Here is a 13,326-nt window from a genome sequence, read left to right as displayed (position 1 = left end):
TCCCGCCGCCATGCCGCGGCGGGATGTTTATGTTTTGTCTGGACTTTTCCCGCCGATTTTTCGATAAGAAGACGCACGAGCCGGTTTCGTGCGCCGGCCTGCAAACTTGGCAGCACCTGACCGGATTGGACAGGGGCAGGAATTCATGGCCAAGACCGATATCGCACGACGCGTCTACAATCACGCTTGGAAGCTCGATCCGATCATCCGCAGCCTGATCGATACCGACTTCTACAAGCTGCTGATGCTGCAGATGATCTGGAAGCTCTATCCAGACGTCAATGCCTCCTTCACGCTGATCAACCGGACCAAACGCGTTCACCTCGCCGAGGAGATCGACGAAGGCGAATTGCGTGAACAGCTGGATCACGCCCGTACGCTGCGTCTCTCCAAAAAGGAGATGATCTGGCTTGCGGGTAACAGCTTCTACGGCCGCGCGCAGATTTTCGAGCCGGAATTCCTCGCCTGGCTTTCCAACTTCCAGCTTCCCGAATACGAGCTGTCGAAGAAGGACGGCCAATATGTGCTGGATTTTCATGGGGCCTGGAAGGAAACCACAATGTGGGAGATCCCGGCGCTCGCGATCGTCAACGAGCTGCGGTCGCGCTCGGCGATGAAGGCGCTCGGCCCTTTCACCCTTGACGTGCTCTATGCCCGCGCCAAGGCGAAGATGTGGTCGAAGGTCGAGCGGCTGAGGGAACTGCCGGGCTTGCGCATCTCCGATTTCGGTACCCGCCGCCGCCACAGTTTTCTCTGGCAGCGCTGGTGCGTCGAGGCACTGAAGGAAGGCATCGGCCCGGCCTTTACCGGCACCAGCAATGTATTGCTGGCTATGGATTCCGATCTCGAGGCGGTCGGCACCAATGCCCACGAGCTGCCGATGGTGGCCGCTGCCCTGGCGCAAACCGACGAGCAGCTGCGCAACGCGCCCTACAAGATCCTGCGCGACTGGAACAAGCTCTATGGCGGCAACCTTCTGATCGTCCTGCCGGATGCCTTTGGCACTGCGGCCTTCCTGCGCGATGCGCCGGAATGGGTGGCCGACTGGACCGGCTTCCGCCCGGACAGCGCGCCGCCGATCGAAGGCGGTGAGAAGATCATCGACTGGTGGAAAAAGATGGGCCGCGATCCGCGCCAGAAGCTGCTGATCTTCTCCGACGGCCTCGATGTCGACGCCATCATCGATACCTACCGGCATTTCGAAGGCAGGGTGCGGATGAGCTTCGGCTGGGGCACGAACCTGACCAATGATTTTGCCGGCTGCGCCCCGACCGAAATCTCCGGCCTCAACCCGATCTCGGTCGTCTGCAAAGTCAGCGATGCCAATGGCCGTCCGGCGGTGAAGCTCTCAGACAATCCGCAGAAGGCGACCGGCGAACCGGCAGAGGTCGAACGTTACCTGAAATTCTTCGGCACCGAGGACAGGGTCGATCAGACCGTCCTGGTTTAGGCTCGCCGCGCCGTACGGCCATCCCCGGATACGGCGCGGCCGTTCCGGGGTACGACGCGGCCGTCGCGGGGCATATCGATGTGCCCGGCCATCGCGTCCTCGATTGCCCAGCCGAAGCGCCAGGCGTCGAACATCGAAAACCATTCCTGAAGGTCGGTGATCGGCAGGACATCCGGTTTCGACATCGGATTGTCGGCCAGACTGCGGCCGAGCGAACGGTCGCGTGCACCGCGTTCCTGCATCTCAAGCAGATCCTCGAACATCGTCACCCCCTCTTTAGACGGGTTTATGCAATCATGCTAATGAAGCCTTGTCGAGTCCGGATGCGACGATTCCGGTTTTTCACAGGATTAGCCCTAATTTGCTATCTCGACGCACCGAGTTGACGGGGAGGCCCGGCTCCGCCGAGCCTCCCGGCTGGCCGATCTTCAAGTCGGCAGCGCCGACAAGTTGTCGCCTTCCGGTCGGGGCGATCCAACCAAGATGAGATCAATGGTGAACGGTCGGCTAATATCCACCGGATCTGTGCCGATCCCAGACGATCCGGCAGGTTGGTTGCGGCATTCCTTGACTGTTCAGGCCGCCCGCCTGCGAAACCGGGTTCTGATCCGGTCGAGGTAATAATGGCCGGGAGACGGCGCCGCCGTCATCGCATGGGCTTCCGAAGAGGGAACGCCCTCGAACAGCCGCTCCTCGCCATTCTTGAAGCAAATCCTGAGCCGCCCGTCTTCCTGGCTGAAATAGACGGATTTGATGATCTTCGACTTCACCGAAAGTTCTTCCACCTGTTTTACCTCTGGTTTTTAATTTTCCAGAGCATACCGCGCCACGTGCAAAGACCCGGTGAAGCGGCATGGTAAAAATTCAGGAATCGCGTGTGTTTTAAACCTCGGCCATCGCAGAGCTCTATTCGGCTAGATCACACCCGATCAGGTTTTGCCAATCCGGCGGAGAAGGCCGTCAGCAGAGCCTTCCCCTGCGTCCACTCCTCAAGGCCGCTTTGCCCGTTGATATGACCGAAAGCACCGATCTCGACAAGGCCGCTACCCCAGAGATCGGCTCGCGCTCGGGCATGGTCGAGCGTGCCGAAAGGATCGTTGGCGCTTGCGACAATCAGAGTGGGGAAGCGCATCTCTTGCGATGGCGGATAGCCGAATCCGGCCGCCTCCTCAGGAAATGAAGCGGACTGCGGATCCGGGACCGCCACGAGAAAAGCGCCGGCAACGGCAAGCGATGAAAGCTGCTGCCAATGCGCAACCAGCAGACAGGCGAGGCTGTGGGCGACCAGCAGCGGCGGGGTTGCCGATGCGCCGACGGCGCGATCGTTTGTAGACCTGTGGCAGGGGTATATGCGTACCGCCGCACAGAGTACCGCACTATGACGCAAGATCGACGAAAAATGGCGGACAGGGTGGGATTCGAACCCACGGTACGCTTTCACGTACACACGCGTTCCAGGCGTGCGCCTTAAACCACTCGGCCACCTGTCCTTTTTTGGCGTTCGCGCCCGGAGAGGAGCAAATCGTCGGAACGGCGCGATATATACCGATGAATTTTTGCCGATCAACCGAAATCTAACAGTTTTTTGACTTCTTCCGATAAAACTCGCCTTCGCCCGTCCATTGTGCTTCACCTCATCGATGACTATGTAATTCTCAAGGTGAAGAATGGCGCGGGTCCGCCGGAATTGTCCGGCATATCGAAGCGTCGGAGGAGTTGATGCGTTTCCTGTTGCGTCTGGCCAGTCTTGTCGCGCTTGCGGCGGCCGTTATTGCCGGGACCATCGATTCGATCCAGTCGGTTGCGGCATCCGCCGTTGTCATGACGCCGATGTCGGAGGCTTGGCAGGATGTGAGCCCGGACACGCTGATCTCGCTGCAATCTGCGCTCTCCTACTATATCCATCCCCGTTTCTACGCCTTCATCTTCCAGTGGCTGATGCTCCAGCCGGCCTTTGCCGTCTTTCTGGTGATCGCGCTGCTTTTTTGGATGATCGGCTACAAGAAGCCGCCGATCGCCGGTCGCTTCACGGCTTAATGCATGTCGCCGGAAGTGTGCAGCGGTTCCAGGACAACGACATGCATAAAAACAAAGAGCTAAAGCGTGTCGCATGAATCAAATTTGATGCGACGCGCTTTAGATGTTTGAGCCGGTGCGATCCGGCAAAAGACCGGGTGCATTTGCCCGTCCCCGGTTTCAGCAACGGCCAGCGGATCGGCTAAAAAATCTGCATCCCGGTCGGCGAGATGTCCAAAAATCCGCCCGGCAGAACTGATTTTCAGCAATTGCTGCAAATCTTTACCGCCTGAAAAATTTCTGGTGAATTTTTCCGTGAGCCATGCAAGGATGCGCGCAGCCAGGCCTCCGGGGGGAGGTCGGTGGTTCCGCAGACATGTCCGCAAAGGGCTTGCGGGAGGACCCCAAACAAATAGCAACAACAGGGCTGCAACTCATGAAAAAATCCCTTCTCACTCTTCTTGCCGTGGCTGCCATGTCGACGACGGCGCTTGCCGCCGATGTCAAGCCGGCGCTGGTTTACGGCACTGGCGGGAAGTTCGATAAGTCTTTCAACGAAGCGGCCTATAACGGCGCCGAGAAGTTCAAGGCCGAGACCGGCATTGCCTATCGCGACTTCGAGCCGACCGGCGACACCCAGGGCGAACAGGCCATCCGCAACTTCGCAAGCCGTGGCTTCAACCCCGTGGTCGCCGTTTCCTTCGCCTGGACTTCGGCCATTGAGAAGGTCGCAGCCGAGTTCCCCGACACCAAGTTCATCATCGTCGACTCCGTCGTCGACAAGCCGAATGTCCGCTCGGTCGTCTACAAGGAAGAAGAAGGCTCCTATCTCGTCGGCATTCTCGCCGGCATGGCCTCCAAGACCGGCAAGGTCGGTTTCGTCGGCGGCATGGACATTCCGCTGATCCGCAAATTCGAATGCGGCTATGAGCAGGGCGCCCGCGCCGCCAAGGCCGATATCCAGGTTTTCCAGAACATGACCGGCACCACCGGCGCGGCCTGGAATGACCCGGTTCGCGGCGGCGAGCTCACCAAGAACCAGATCGACCAGGGCGCCGACGTCATTTACGCGGCAGCCGGCGCCACCGGCCTCGGCGTTCTGCAGACTGCCGCCGACAACAAGAAGCTGTCGATCGGCGTCGACTCCAACCAGAACCATCTGCATCCGGGCTCGGTGCTGACCTCGATGGTCAAGCGCGTCGACCTCGCCGTCTACAACGCCTATACCGACACCAAGAACGACAAGTTCACCGGCGGCGTTCAGGCGCTGGGCGTCAAGGAAGATGGCGTTGGCGCCGCGATCGACGACAACAACAAGTCGCTGATCACGCCGGAAATGCAGGCCGCCGTCGACAAGGCCAAGGCTGATATCATCGCGGGGACCATCAAGGTTCACGATTACACCTCGGACAATTCTTGCCCGAAGTGATCCGCGCCCTGATGTAATCGACGATTGAGATCGGGCGTATGGCGGAGGGGATTTTCGCCATACGCCCTTTTCTTATTTGGAGCCTGCTGTGACAGATAAGCCCGCTATCGAGCTTGTCGGCATCGATAAGAAATTCGGTGCCGTCCACGCCAACAAGGACATCAACCTCACCGTTGCCAAGGGCACGATCCACGGCATCATCGGCGAGAACGGCGCCGGCAAATCGACGCTGATGTCGATCATTTACGGTTTTTACCACGCCGACAGCGGCGAGATCCGCGTCAACGGCAGTCCGATCACCATTCGCGACAGTCAGGCGGCGATCGCCGCCGGCATCGGCATGGTGCACCAGCATTTCATGCTGGTCGACAATTTCACGGTGCTCGAAAATGTCATGCTCGGCGCCGAAGGCGGCTCGCTGCTGGCGAGAGGCGTCGCCTCGGCCCGCGCCGAGCTCAAGCGGCTGGAAACGGAATACGGCCTCGAGGTCGATCCGGACGCGCTGATCGAAGAGCTGCCGGTCGGCCTGCAGCAGCGCGTCGAAATTCTCAAAGCGATGTATCGCGGCGCCGAAATCCTGATCCTCGACGAACCCACAGGCGTGCTGACGCCGGCGGAAGCCGATCACCTCTTCCGCATCCTCAAGGTGCTGCGCGACCAGGGCAAGACGATCATCCTCATTACCCACAAGCTGCGCGAGATCATGGCGATCACCGATACGGTCTCCGTCATGCGCCGCGGCGAGATGGTCGCCACCCGCAAGACGGCGGAAACGACGGTGGAGGAGCTTGCCGAACTGATGGTCGGCCGCCGCGTGCTGCTGCGGGTGCAGAAGGGCGAAGCCAATCCAGGTGCTGCCGTGCTTTCCGTCCGCAACCTCACGGTCAAGGACAATCGCGGTGTCACCATGGTCGACAATGTCTCCTTCGACGTGCGCGCCGGCGAGATCGTCGGCATCGCCGGTGTTGCCGGCAACGGCCAGTCCGAATTGCTCGAAGCGATAGCCGGCATCCGCAAACCCACCTCCGGCGAAATCCTTCTCGACGGCCAGACGATCGACAAGGCCGATCCCGCCCGCCTGCGCGATCTCGGCCTCGCCCATATTCCCGAGGACCGCCACCACATGGGCCTGGTTCTGAAATTCGAGGAATATGAAAATTCCGTGCTCGGCTATCACCGCCGCCCGGGCTACAGCAAGGGTCCGCTGCTCGATCTCGAAGCGATCCGCAGGGATGCGATGGAGAAGATCGAAAAATACGACATCCGCCCGCCGAACCCGCGGCTGAAGACGGCGAATTTTTCCGGCGGCAATCAGCAGAAGATCGTCGTCGCCCGCGAGATCGAACGCGATCCGAAGATGCTGATCATCGGCCAGCCGACGCGCGGCGTCGATATCGGCGCCATCGAATTCATTCACCGCCGGATCATCGAAATGCGCGATGCGGGCAAGGCGATACTGCTCGTCTCCGTCGAACTCGATGAGATCCGCGCCCTTTCAGACCGTATCCTTGTCATGTTTGCCGGCCATGTGGTCGGCGAGAAGACGCCCGATGCCGGTGAACAGACCCTCGGCCTGATGATGGCCGGCATTGCCGCGTGAGGCCCTTATGAGCACTGCTTCCGTTCCGCTGCCAAACTGGATCAACTACGGTCTGATCCCGCTTCTGAACCTCATCGTCGCCTTCCTGATCTCCGGCTTCGTCGTCTGGCTGATCGGCGAGAGCCCGCTTGCCGCTCTTTCTCTGCTGATCGAAGGTGCTTTTGGCAGCGGTGAAGGCATAGGCTTCACGCTCTACTATGCGACGAGCTTCATCTTCACCGGCCTTTCCGTCGCGGTGGCGATCCATGCCGGTCTCTTCAACATCGGCTCCGAAGGCCAGGCCTATATCGGCGGCCTCGGCTGCGCGCTGGTGGCGCTGGCGCTCGACAATTACGTGCCCTGGTACGTGACGATGCCGGTCGCCATCGTCGGCGCCGGCATTTTCGGCGCAGCTTGGGCCTTCATCCCCGCTTTCCTTCAGGCCAAGCGCGGCAGCCACATCGTCATCACGACGATCATGTTCAACTATATCGCCGCCGCCCTCATGGTCTATCTGCTGGTGCACGTGCTGATCGTGCCCGGCAAGATGGCGCCGGAAACCCGCACCTTCCTCGAAGGCGGTCAGCTTCCCAAGCTCGGTTGGCTCATGACGATGTTCGGAGCCAAGCTCGGTGCCGCCCCCTTTAACGTCTCCTTCATCGTCGCCCTCTTTGCCGCCTGGTTTGTCTGGATCCTCATCTGGCGCACTAAGCTCGGCTTCGAGATGCGCACGCTGGGTGTAAGCTCGACAGCCGCCGACTATGCTGGCATTCCCTATGCGCGGATCGTCATCATCGCCATGCTGCTTTCCGGCGCGCTCGCAGGGATGATGGCGCTCAATCCCGTCATGGGCTCCTCCGCCCGTTTGCAGGTCGAGTTCGTCGGCGGCGCCGGCTTTGTCGGCATCGCGGTCTCGCTGATGGGCCGCAACCATCCGCTCGGCATCATCCTGGCGGCGATCCTCTTCGGCACCCTCTATCAGGGCGGCGACTGGATCTCTTTCGAAATGCCGAATATCACCCGTGAAATGATCCTCGTCATCCAGGGTCTGGTGATCCTCTTTGCCGGTGCGCTGGAATATATGTTCCGCCCGGCAATGGTGCACATCTACCAGCAGTTCAAGCCAGCCTGAGGAGCGGACGATGGATTACTACGACATCTTCATCAACGTCCTAAGCTCGACGGTCCGGCTCTCCATTCCGCTGATCTTTACGGCGCTGGCGGGATTGTTTTCCGAGCGCGCGGGCGTTTTCGATATCGGTCTTGAAGGCAAGATGCTGGGCTCGGCCTTTGCCGCGGCCTGTGTGGCCTATCTCACCGGCTCTGCCTGGCTCGGGCTCGGCGCCGGCATCGTCTGCTCGGTGGCGCTGAGCCTCGTGCACGGCTTCGCCTCGATCACCAATCGCGGCAACCAGATCGTCTCCGGTGTGGCGATCAACTTCTTCATCGCCGGCATCACCATCGTGCTTGGCCAGGCCTGGTTCGGCCAGGGCGGGCGCACGCCGCAGTTGCCGCCGGATGCGCGCTTCGCGCCGATCATCCTGCCGGGCGCCGATGCCCTCCGTGACGTGCCGATCCTCGGCCCGCTCTATGCCAACGTCATATCGGGCAACAATATCCTCACCTATCTCGCCTTTCTCGCCGTGCCCTTCTCCTGGTGGGTGCTTTACCGCACCCGCTTCGGCTTGCGGATGCGCGCCGTCGGCGAAAACCCGGGTGCAGTGGATACCGCCGGCATCTCGGTCGCCTGGCTGCGCTACCGCGCCGTCATGTGCGCCGGCATCCTCTGCGGCTTTGCCGGCACCTATCTGGCGATCGCCCAGTCCGCCGCCTTCATCAAGGACATGTCAGCCGGCAAGGGCTATATCGCGCTCGCCGCCCTCGTCTTCGCCAAGTGGAAGCCGGTGCCTGTGATGTTTGCCTGCCTGCTCTTCGGCTTCCTCGATGCGCTGGCGAATTTCATGCAGGGCAAGCAGGTGCCGCTGATCGGCGAAGTGCCGGTCCAGGTCTTCCAGGCGCTGCCCTATGTCCTCACCTGCATTCTGCTTGCCGGCTTCATCGGCGTCGCGATCCCTCCGAAGGCCGGCGGCGTGCCCTATACGAAGGAACGTTGATCATGTCCCACGACCTGTTCGAAGCCGCTCGCGGCGCCATGGCTTTTGCTCATGCGCCCTATTCGAAATTCCCCGTCGGCGCGGCGATCCGCGCCGAGGATGGCAAGGTCTATACCGGCGCCAACATCGAAAACCTCTCCTTTCCGCAAGGCTGGTGCGCTGAGCCGACGGCAATCAGCGCCATGATCATGGGCGGCGCCAGGAAGATCGTCGAAATGGCTGTCATCGCCGAGAAGCTGCCGCTCTGCCCGCCCTGCGGCGGCTGCCGCCAGAAGATCTCCGAATTCGCTTCCAAGGACACGAAGATCTATCTCTGCGACGAGGCCGGCGTGCAGAAGACCATGACCATGGAAGAGCTTCTTCCCTTCAGCTTCGAGACGGAACTCGGATGAAGGCGACGGTCGACCTCCTCGCCGCCTTGATCGGCGCCATCAAGCCGCGCCATGGCATCGTGCTCGGCTCCGGCCTCGGCTCCCTCGTCGGTCAGCTGGACGGCGCCGTGCGTATTCCCTATCGCGACCTGCCTGGCTTTCCCGTCAGCGCCGTCTCCGGCCATGCCGGCGAGGTCGTTGCCGGCCGGCTCGGCGGCGTGCCCGTCGTCATGCTTTCCGGCCGCGTGCATTATTATGAGAAGGGCGATCCCAACGCCATGCGCCTGCCGATCGAGGTGCTGAAGGCGCTCGGTGTCGAGGCGCTGATCCTGACCAATTCGGCAGGATCTCTGCGTGACGACATGCCGCCCGGTTCGGTGATGCAGATCACCGACCACATCAACTATTCCGGCATGAACCCGCTGATCGGCGAGGAAAGCGATCATCGCTTCGTCGGCATGACCAATGCCTATGATGCCGGTCTTGCTAGCGCGATGCAGAAGGCTGCGGCAAAGCTCAAGATCGAGCTGGCGCAGGGTGTCTATATGTGGTTCTCCGGTCCAAGCTTCGAAACGCCGGCCGAAATCCGCATGGCGCGCATCCTTGGAGCCGATGCCGTCGGCATGTCGACGGTGCCAGAGGTCATCATCGCAAGAATGCTGGGCCTGAGGGTTGCCGCAGCCTCCGTTATCACCAACTATGGGGCGGGCATGACCGGCAATGAGCTCAGCCATGAAGAAACCAAGGACATGGCGCCTGTCGGTGGCGCCCGTCTCGCCGCCATACTGAAAGAGATGATTGCGGCCAGAACAGGATGATTTTAGGCCGGGTCGGCCTAAAATCTGAATCCTGTTCTACACTAATAGCGAGAGCATGATGTCGTCCGAAAACCGCTCACACTTTTCGGCATCATGCTCTAGAGGAAGTGAAAATGAATAGCCATTCCATCCGGGAAACGGCGGCGGTCGCCCTTTCCCTTCTCGATCTCACCAATCTGAAGGACGATTGCACCGAGGCGCAGATCGAAGCGCTCTGCGCCCGTGCTCAGACGCCCTACGGCACCAGCGCCGCGATCTGCATCTGGCCGCGCTTCGTCGCCCAGGCCCGCAATATCCTCGGCACCGGCCATGCCGTGCGGATCGCGACCGTGGTCAATTTCCCGGCGGGCGAGATGGAAGTGGCCGATGTCGCCGCCGAAACCCGCGAGGCGATTGCCGACGGCGCCGACGAGATCGATCTGGTCATCCCCTACCGCAAGTTCATATCAGGCAATGAGAAGGCGGTGACCGACATGGTCAGAACGGTGCGCGCCGAATGCACCGGCCCCGTTCTGCTGAAGGTCATCATCGAGACCGGCGAATTGAAGGAGGCGGCATTGATCCGCCGCGCCTCCGAGCTCGCCATCGAAGCCGGCGCGGATTTCATCAAGACCTCCACCGGCAAGGTCGCCGTCAATGCGACGCTCGAAGCCGCCGACATCATGATCCGGGCCATTCGCGAAAGCGGACGCAAGGTCGGCTTCAAGCCGGCCGGCGGCATCGGCTCGGTGGCCGATGCGGCGCTCTATCTCAGCCTCGCCGAAACCATCATGGCGCCGGATTGGGCGATGCCCTCGACCTTCCGCTTCGGTGCTTCCGGCCTTCTCGACGATATACTGGCGGTTCTAAGCGGAACGCAGCCGGCATCGGCTGCGGCATCGGGCTATTGAGATGATCCCGCAGGAGATCATCCGGCGTAAGCGCGACGGCGGCGAACTCGACGCTGCCGATATCCGATCTTTCATCGATGCGCTTGCCGCCGGTCGATTGTCCGAAGGCCAGATCGGCGCCTTTGCCATGGCCGTCTGGTTCAAGGGCATGTCCCGGGCTGAAATCGTCGCCTTGACGCTGGCGATGGCCGATTCCGGCGATCGGCTGCAATGGGCCGATATCGACCGTCCGATTGCCGACAAACATTCGACCGGAGGTGTCGGCGACAACGTTTCGCTGATGCTGGCGCCGATCGCCGCCGCCTGCGGCCTTGCCGTTCCGATGATATCGGGCCGCGGCCTCGGCCATACCGGCGGCACGCTCGATAAGCTCGAATCCATTCCCGGCTATATGATCACCCCGGATGCGGATCTGTTTCACCAAGTGGTCAAACAGACAGGATGCGCCATCATCGGCCAGACCGGCGCCTTGGCGCCTGCCGACGGCAGGCTCTATGCCGTGCGCGATGTGACCGCCACCGTCGATTCCATTCCCTTGATCACCGCCTCCATCCTCTCCAAAAAACTTGCCGCCGGTCTTCAGACGCTGGTGCTCGATGTCAAGGTCGGCAACGGCGCCTTCATGGCTGAGCGCGATCAGGCGGAAATTCTCGCACGGTCGCTGGTCGAAGTGGCGAATGGCGCGGGCGTGAAGACCTCAGCACTGATCACCGACATGAACGAGCCGCTCGCCGATAGCGCCGGCAACGCCGTCGAGATGCGCAACTGCCTGGATTTCCTGGCCGGCAGGAAGGGGAATACGCGGCTCGAGACTGTCGTTCTTGCCTTCGCCGCCGAGATGCTGGAGAAATCGGGCATTGCCGCTTCGCCTGAGGAAGGCGAGGCAATGGCGCGCCAGGCCCTGTCGTCGGGCAAGGCAGCCGAGGTTTTTGCGCGCATGGTTTCCCTGCTCGGCGGCCCGGCCGATTTCATCGAAAACCCGGACAGATACCTGGCCCGCGCGCCGGTCGAAAAGCCTGTCGCAGCTAGCCGGTCCGGCTGGCTTGCCGCCTGCGACGCCCGTGGCATCGGTGTCAGCGTCATCGATCTAGGTGGCGGAAGACGCCATCCCGCGGATCGGATCGATCACCGCGTCGGCTTCTCCGGATTGCTGCCGCTCGGCACCCGCGTGAATGCCGGCGAGCCGATCGCCCTCGTTCACGCCGCCGACGAAGCCGCGGCGGAGAGGGCAGCCGCAGCACTTACCGCGCACTACCGCATCACCGAGGACGAGCCGGCGCTGAACCCCGTCATTGCGGGTCTTATCTGACGCAGTCTATTGCTTGAGGCTGAGCGAGCCGTCAGCGACGGAATAGGAGGCGAGCTTCTGCAGGAAGCTCATGCCGACCAGCGTCGTCGTCAGCGCTTCATCCCTAAGGACGAAGGCTTCGACATCGCGGACGCGGATGCCGCCGATTTCGATCCGGTCGAGCGTCACATGCGCGGCCTTGGTCTGACCGTTCGCGGTGTTGACGCCATGGCGGAAATCGAGCTGGTTGGCTGTGAAGCCCAGCCGGCGCGCGAGCGTCTCGTTGAGCGCGACATAGGTGGCGCCGGTATCGATCAGGCCTTGCACCGGCTTGCCGTTGATCTTGAAACTGCCGGTATAGTGGCCCTGCGCGTCTGCCTGCAGCCGGATCACATTGCTGCCGGAGACGGGTGCGGGGGCTGCGGGCTTACCGCTTTCGGTCGAGATGTAATTGGCGGAAAGAGTGTCGGCGGGCTGTTGGCCGGTGCCGGCGAAGAAGGACGGCACATGTGTGGCGAGCGCCGCGGCAATGCTGGCGAATATGATCGTACGCACGAGCATGAAACAGAAATCCTTCCTGTATAAACCCCGGCTTCATGCGAGGCCTCATGCTTCCAGACTGCTACGCCGCAAGTGCTGATAAGTTGCTAAGATCGACAGGAAAACAGCCCGGGGCGAACCGCCGGGCCGTTAAACTCTTTCGATTTGGTAAAGGAAGGCTGAAATTACTTGGTGCCGTACATGCGGTCGCCGGCGTCGCCGAGGCCGGGCACGATATAGCCCTTCTCGTTGAGCTGGCTGTCGATCGCCGCGGTGAAGACAGGAACGTCGGGATGCGCGGCGCGGAAATTGCGGATGCCTTCCGGGGCGGCAAGCAGGCAGAGGAAGCGGATATTGTGGGCGCCGCGTTCCTTCAGCTTGTCGATCGCCGCGATCGAGGAGTTGCCGGTGGCCAGCATCGGGTCGACGACGATGATCAGGCGTTCGGCCACATCTTCCGGCGCTTTGAAATAATATTCGACTGGCTGCAGCGTTTCGTGATCACGGTAGACGCCGATATGAGAGACGCGGGCGGAAGGCACCAGATCGAGCATGCCTTCAAGCAGCCCGTTGCCGGCGCGCAGGATCGAGGCGAAGACCAGCTTCTTGCCTTCCAGGATCGGCGATTCCATCGTCTGTAGCGGCGTCTCGATCGTTGCCATCGTCAATTCGAGATCGCGGGTGACCTCGTAACAGAGCAGCGTGGAGATTTCGCGCAGCAGCCGCCGGAAACTTCCCGTCGATGTCTCCTTGCGCCGCATGATGGTGAGCTTGTGCTGCACAAGCGGGTGATCGATGACCGTGACGCCGTCCATGGGGAAGCCTTTCATT

At 61.3% G+C, this 13,326-nt stretch carries 16 protein-coding genes and 1 tRNA gene; 10 read left to right on the top strand and 7 right to left on the bottom strand.

The features are described from left to right. Window positions 1–145: 145 nt before the first annotated feature. Entirely contained in the window at window positions 146–1,450 is a 1,305-nt protein-coding gene (pncB, locus tag K6M89_RS17660) for a nicotinate phosphoribosyltransferase (protein ID WP_004673542.1), read from the top strand. On the opposite strand, the gene K6M89_RS17655 is transcribed toward pncB, so the two are convergent. From K6M89_RS17655 to K6M89_RS17640, 4 genes are all read right to left on the bottom strand, one after another. Further along, complete coding sequence (locus K6M89_RS17655; protein WP_097581324.1) at window positions 1,447–1,713, bottom strand: CrpP-related protein; 267 nt, start codon at window positions 1,711–1,713, stop codon at window positions 1,447–1,449. The two genes, pncB and K6M89_RS17655, sit on opposite strands and share 4 nt — an antisense overlap. Window positions 1,714–2,025: 312 nt before the next feature. Beyond that, window positions 2,026–2,235: a KTSC domain-containing protein gene (locus K6M89_RS17650; RefSeq protein WP_222140326.1), complete on the bottom strand. Its 210-nt coding sequence runs from the start codon at window positions 2,233–2,235 to the stop codon at window positions 2,026–2,028. Window positions 2,236–2,369: 134 nt separating this feature from the next. Then, window positions 2,370–2,840 (bottom strand): RBBP9/YdeN family alpha/beta hydrolase, encoded by a 471-nt coding sequence (locus K6M89_RS17645; protein WP_376744683.1) that lies wholly within the window; start codon window positions 2,838–2,840, stop codon window positions 2,370–2,372. Between the two features lie 10 nt (window positions 2,841–2,850). Then, window positions 2,851–2,940, bottom strand: a tRNA-Ser gene (locus tag K6M89_RS17640). Window positions 2,941–3,169: 229 nt separating this feature from the next. Here K6M89_RS17640 and K6M89_RS17635 point away from each other — a divergent pair. Continuing rightward, complete coding sequence (locus K6M89_RS17635) at window positions 3,170–3,487, top strand: hypothetical protein (protein ID WP_222140325.1); 318 nt, start codon at window positions 3,170–3,172, stop codon at window positions 3,485–3,487. Window positions 3,488–3,546: 59 nt separating this feature from the next. Here K6M89_RS17635 and K6M89_RS17630 read toward each other — a convergent pair whose 3' ends face one another. Next, window positions 3,547–3,744, bottom strand: coding sequence for a hypothetical protein (locus K6M89_RS17630; RefSeq protein WP_141507431.1), 198 nt, complete (start codon window positions 3,742–3,744; stop codon window positions 3,547–3,549). 158 nt (window positions 3,745–3,902) lie between these two features. On the opposite strand from K6M89_RS17630, the gene K6M89_RS17625 reads away from it, so the two are divergent. From K6M89_RS17625 to deoA, 8 genes are all read left to right on the top strand, one after another. Further along, window positions 3,903–4,895: a BMP family lipoprotein gene (locus K6M89_RS17625; protein ID WP_222140324.1), complete on the top strand. Its 993-nt coding sequence runs from the start codon at window positions 3,903–3,905 to the stop codon at window positions 4,893–4,895. Between the two features lie 88 nt (window positions 4,896–4,983). Beyond that, window positions 4,984–6,495: an ABC transporter ATP-binding protein gene (locus K6M89_RS17620; protein ID WP_097581327.1), complete on the top strand. Its 1,512-nt coding sequence runs from the start codon at window positions 4,984–4,986 to the stop codon at window positions 6,493–6,495. Between the two features lie 7 nt (window positions 6,496–6,502). Then, entirely contained in the window at window positions 6,503–7,606 is a 1,104-nt protein-coding gene (locus K6M89_RS17615) for an ABC transporter permease (protein ID WP_038686176.1), read from the top strand. Between the two features lie 10 nt (window positions 7,607–7,616). Beyond that, window positions 7,617–8,588 (top strand): ABC transporter permease, encoded by a 972-nt coding sequence (locus K6M89_RS17610; RefSeq protein WP_222140323.1) that lies wholly within the window; start codon window positions 7,617–7,619, stop codon window positions 8,586–8,588. A 2-nt stretch (window positions 8,589–8,590) separates the two neighbouring features. Continuing rightward, window positions 8,591–8,980: a cytidine deaminase gene (locus tag K6M89_RS17605; protein ID WP_004673557.1), complete on the top strand. Its 390-nt coding sequence runs from the start codon at window positions 8,591–8,593 to the stop codon at window positions 8,978–8,980. Next, a complete protein-coding gene (locus tag K6M89_RS17600; protein WP_222140322.1) occupies window positions 8,977–9,777 on the top strand; it encodes a purine-nucleoside phosphorylase in 801 nt (266 codons plus the stop codon). Before K6M89_RS17605 ends, K6M89_RS17600 begins: the two co-directional genes overlap by 4 nt. 113 nt (window positions 9,778–9,890) lie before the next feature. Then, window positions 9,891–10,667 carry a deoxyribose-phosphate aldolase gene (deoC, locus tag K6M89_RS17595; RefSeq protein WP_222140321.1) on the top strand — a complete coding sequence of 259 codons (777 nt, stop codon included), beginning with the start codon at window positions 9,891–9,893 and terminating at the stop codon, window positions 10,665–10,667. Between the two features lies 1 nt (window position 10,668). Next, window positions 10,669–11,976 (top strand): thymidine phosphorylase, encoded by a 1,308-nt coding sequence (gene deoA / locus K6M89_RS17590; RefSeq protein WP_222140320.1) that lies wholly within the window; start codon window positions 10,669–10,671, stop codon window positions 11,974–11,976. A 6-nt stretch (window positions 11,977–11,982) separates the two neighbouring features. Here the strand turns inward: deoA and K6M89_RS17585 are convergent, their stop codons facing one another. Both K6M89_RS17585 and upp read right to left on the bottom strand, forming a co-directional pair. After that, complete coding sequence (locus K6M89_RS17585; protein WP_222140319.1) at window positions 11,983–12,516, bottom strand: TIGR02281 family clan AA aspartic protease; 534 nt, start codon at window positions 12,514–12,516, stop codon at window positions 11,983–11,985. A gap of 164 nt (window positions 12,517–12,680) precedes the next feature. Beyond that, window positions 12,681–13,310 (bottom strand): uracil phosphoribosyltransferase, encoded by a 630-nt coding sequence (upp, locus tag K6M89_RS17580; RefSeq protein WP_097581333.1) that lies wholly within the window; start codon window positions 13,308–13,310, stop codon window positions 12,681–12,683. Between the last annotated feature and the right edge of the window lie 16 nt (window positions 13,311–13,326).

Source organism: Rhizobium croatiense (assembly GCF_019793465.1).
In the GTDB taxonomy this organism is placed as follows: Bacteria; Pseudomonadota; Alphaproteobacteria; order Rhizobiales; family Rhizobiaceae; genus Rhizobium; species Rhizobium croatiense.
Note: the sequence above shows the minus strand (reverse complement) of the source record. Positions and strands in the feature narration are given on the sequence as shown.